Raw genomic sequence first — 3,308 nt, 5'->3', positions numbered from 1 at the left:
CGCCGCCGCGCGCCGGTCCCGGTGCTGGCCGTCACCGGCCTGTGCGCGGTGGGCTACCAGGCGCTCGGCCTCGACGTGCCGGCCGTCGCGTTCCTCTTCGCGGTGTACGCCGCCGTGCGGGCGGGCCATCGCGCCGTCACGGTGGTGGCGGCGGCGCTGATGCTGGCCGCGCTCCCGCTCGCGCTGCTCGCCCTGTCGCCGGACACGGCCGTGGGTGAGGCGCTCGCCCAGTCCCGCGGCGCCCTGGAGATCGCGTGGCTGGTGGCCGCCGGGGCCGCCGGTGAGGCGTTGCGGCAGGCCGAGCGGCGGGCGGACGAGGCCGAGCGCACCCGGGAGGAGGCCGCGCGGCGCCGCGCCGACGAGGAGCGGCTGCACATCGCGCGGGAGCTGCACGACTCGCTCACCCACCAGATCTCGGTGATCAAGGTGCAGGCGGCGGTCGCCGTCCACCTGGCCCGCAAGCGGGGCGAGCAGGTGCCCCCGGCCCTGCTGGCGATCGAGGAGGCCGGCCGGGAGGCGGCCCGCGAGCTGCGCGCGACCCTGCAGGCGCTGCGCGACGACGCCAGAGTGACGCCGTACGGCCTCGACCAGGTCCCGGAGCTGGTGGCACGTGCCCGGACGACGGGCCTGGACGCGACGTTGACGGTGCAGGGGCGGCGGCCCGAGGTGCCCGCCGCGGTGGACCGCACCGCCTACCGGATCGTGCAGGAGTCGCTGACCAACATCGCCCGGCACGCCGCCGCGGCCACCGCGTCGGTCCGGATCGACTACGGTCCGGACGTGCTGGCCATCAGCGTCGACGACGACGGCCGGGCCGGGCCGGACACGGCCCCGACACCCGGGGTCGGCCTGCTCGGGATGCGGGAGCGGGTCACCGCCCTGGGCGGCCGGCTGCGTGCCGGACCGCGCAGCGGCGGCGGCTTCACCGTCCACGCCGAACTCCCGGTGGAGCAGACGTCATGATCCGCGTCCTGCTCGTCGACGACCAGCCGCTGCTGCGCAGCGGATTCCGCGCGCTGCTCGACGCCGAGGACGACATCGAGGTGGTGGCCGAGGCCGCCGACGGGCAGGAGGGCCTGGCGCTGGTCAGGCAGCACCTGCCCGACATCGCGCTGGTCGACGTCCAGATGCCGGTCATGGACGGCATCGCGCTGACCCGGCACATCGCCGCCGACCCCGCCCTGGCCGGGGTGCACGTCGTCATCCTCACCAACTACGGCTTCGACGAGTACGTCTTCGACGCGCTGCGCGCCGGCGCGGCCGGCTTCCTCGTCAAGGACGTCGAGCCCGCGGACTTCCTCCACGCCATGCGCGTGGCCGCGCGCGGCGACGCCCTGCTCGCGCCGTCGATCACCCGCATGATGATCAGCCGGTACGTCGCCGAGCCGCGCCACCCGGGCACCGGCGCGGAGCTGCACTGGCTGACCGCCCGCGAGCGCGAGGCCGTCACGCTGGTCGCCCGGGGCCTGTCCAACGACGAGATCGCCGACCGCATGGTGATCAGCCCGATGACCGCCAAGACCCACGTCAACCGCGCCATGGCCAAGCTCCATGCCCGTGACCGCGCCCAGCTCGTGGTCATCGCGTACGAGTCCGGCCTGGTGGCACCGCGCGGCCACTGACGTGAGCCGCTACGCCCCGGGGTCAGCCGGTGAAGGACTCGGGGCCCAGCCGCCCCCATGCCACGAACGCGGCCAGGGCGAGGTAGACCAGATCCACCACCATGAACCGGTACTCGCGGCGCCGGATACGGGTGATCGCGGCGCCCGTCATGATCGCAACCAGGCCGAGGGCGGCCAGGGGCACCAGGACCGGTGCGATGCCGAGCGCGGCGGGCAGGACGAGGCCCAGCGCGGCCAGGACCTCCAGGGCTCCGACGGCCTTGACGCCGGCGGCGCTGAAGTCCTCGACCCAGCGGGAGCTCGGCCCGAAGGCGGCGATCCGCTCCTTCGGCACGATCATCTTGCCGCCACCGCCGAACAGGTAGGCGGCGGCGAGCAGCCCGGCAACGATCCACAGGGCGAGGTTCATGATGCTTCTCCTTGGCGTCGTCGACGTCGTCCCGAACGTCCTTCGGGCCGGCGGTCCGGACATGGGATGCCGACGGCGCGCCGGCCGTGACAGCCTGGCCGCGTGACGTGGGTCACGCGCCGGAGCTGTCGCAGATCGGCGACGGCCGGCGTCTCGTGGTGGAGACGGCGACACGACGGGAGCGGCGACATGAGCGAGGACGGCGGGCCGGGCCCGGCCACCGAGGTGTTCGTCGCCCACCGCAACCTGTTGTTCACCGTCGCCTACGAGATGCTCGGCTCGGCGGCGGACGCGGAGGACGTCCTGCAGGAGACCTGGCTGCGGTGGGCGGACGTCGCGTTCGACGCGGTGCGGGATCCGCGCGCCTACCTGGTCAGGATCACCACCCGGCAGGCCCTCACCCGGCTGCGGACCCTGGGCCGGCGCAAGGAGACCTACGTCGGGCCCTGGCTGCCCGAGCCGCTGCTGACCACCCCTGACGTGGCCGAGGACGTCGAGCTGGCCGACAGCGTCTCCATGGCGATGCTGCTGGTGCTGGAGACGCTTGCCCCGACCGAGCGGGCGGTGTTCGTGCTGCGCGAGGTGTTCGACCTGCAATACGACGAGATCGCCGAGGCCGTCGGGAAGAGCCCGGCCACGGTCCGCCAGATCGCCCATCGGGCCCGGGTCCACGTCGCGGCGCGCCGCCCCCGCGACGTCGTCTCCCCTGCCCAGACCCGGGCCGCGCTCGACGCGTTCCACCGGGCGATCGCGACGGGCGACGTGCGGAGCCTGCTCGACGTCCTCGCCCCGGACGTCGTCGTGCTGAGCGACGGCGGCGGGCTCCGGCAGTCCGTGCCGCGGCCCGTCGTGGGGGCGGACAAGGTCGCCCGCCTGCTGGCTGCCGGCTGGAGCAGGGTCGGCGCCCTGATCGCGGTCGAGCCGGTGCAGGTGAACGGCTCCCCGGCGCTCGTCCTGCGGCTCGACGGAGAGATCGACAGTGTGGTGGCGGTGCGGGTGGAGGACGGCCTCGTCAGCGGGCTCTACGTCGTGCGCAATCCGGAGAAGCTGTCGCGCGTGGAGCGGGCCACCGTGCTGCACCGCTGAGTACGGCCCACCTGCGGGCCGGGGTGCGCCTACGTGTCATGCGCAGACGGGAGTGCCGCGGCCCGTCGCCGGTGTGACAGCCCGCCGACGGGCGCCGTCGTTAGACAGAAGATGGCCGACCGCTGGTATCCGGCGCTCGCGCAGGCACTCGGCGGCGCGTCCTCGTCACCCACGGCACCGGGCTTGACGTG

4 protein-coding genes are annotated in these 3,308 nt (G+C 74.5%); 3 read left to right on the top strand and 1 reads right to left on the bottom strand.

The annotated features are described in order from the left end of the window. A partial coding sequence (locus AB0J67_RS40105) for a histidine kinase (RefSeq protein WP_363490898.1) occupies positions 1 to 963 on the top strand: 963 nt, incomplete at its 5' end. Then, positions 960 to 1,622 (top strand): response regulator transcription factor, encoded by a 663-nt coding sequence (locus AB0J67_RS40100; protein ID WP_363490896.1) that lies wholly within the window; start codon positions 960 to 962, stop codon positions 1,620 to 1,622. The genes AB0J67_RS40105 and AB0J67_RS40100, both read left to right, overlap by 4 nt. 22 nt (positions 1,623 to 1,644) lie before the next feature. On the opposite strand, the gene AB0J67_RS40095 is transcribed toward AB0J67_RS40100, so the two are convergent. Beyond that, on the bottom strand, positions 1,645 to 2,031 hold the full coding sequence (locus AB0J67_RS40095; RefSeq protein ID WP_363490894.1) for a DoxX family protein: 387 nt from the start codon (positions 2,029 to 2,031) through the stop codon (positions 1,645 to 1,647). A gap of 189 nt (positions 2,032 to 2,220) precedes the next feature. On the opposite strand from AB0J67_RS40095, the gene AB0J67_RS40090 reads away from it, so the two are divergent. Beyond that, positions 2,221 to 3,117 carry an RNA polymerase sigma-70 factor gene (locus AB0J67_RS40090; RefSeq protein WP_363490892.1) on the top strand — a complete coding sequence of 299 codons (897 nt, stop codon included), beginning with the start codon at positions 2,221 to 2,223 and terminating at the stop codon, positions 3,115 to 3,117. Positions 3,118 to 3,308: the final 191 nt, after the last annotated feature.

Origin of the sequence: Catellatospora sp. NPDC049609 (genome assembly GCF_040675365.1) — a bacterium.
Lineage (GTDB): Bacteria > Actinomycetota > Actinomycetes > Mycobacteriales > Micromonosporaceae > Catellatospora.
The sequence above is the reverse complement of the archived record's forward strand: the minus strand, read 5'-3'. Positions and strand labels throughout refer to the sequence as shown.

What these genes read in the sequence shown, in the direction of transcription:
- AB0J67_RS40090 (WP_363490892.1), top strand. Translation starts at nt 2,221, where the DNA reads ATGAGCGAGGACGGCGGGCCGGGCCCGGCCACCGAGGTGTTCGTCGCC.
- AB0J67_RS40100 (WP_363490896.1), top strand. Translation starts at nt 960, where the DNA reads ATGATCCGCGTCCTGCTCGTCGACGACCAGCCGCTGCTGCGCAGCGGA.
- AB0J67_RS40095 (WP_363490894.1), bottom strand. Translation starts at nt 2,031, where the DNA reads ATGAACCTCGCCCTGTGGATCGTTGCCGGGCTGCTCGCCGCCGCCTAC.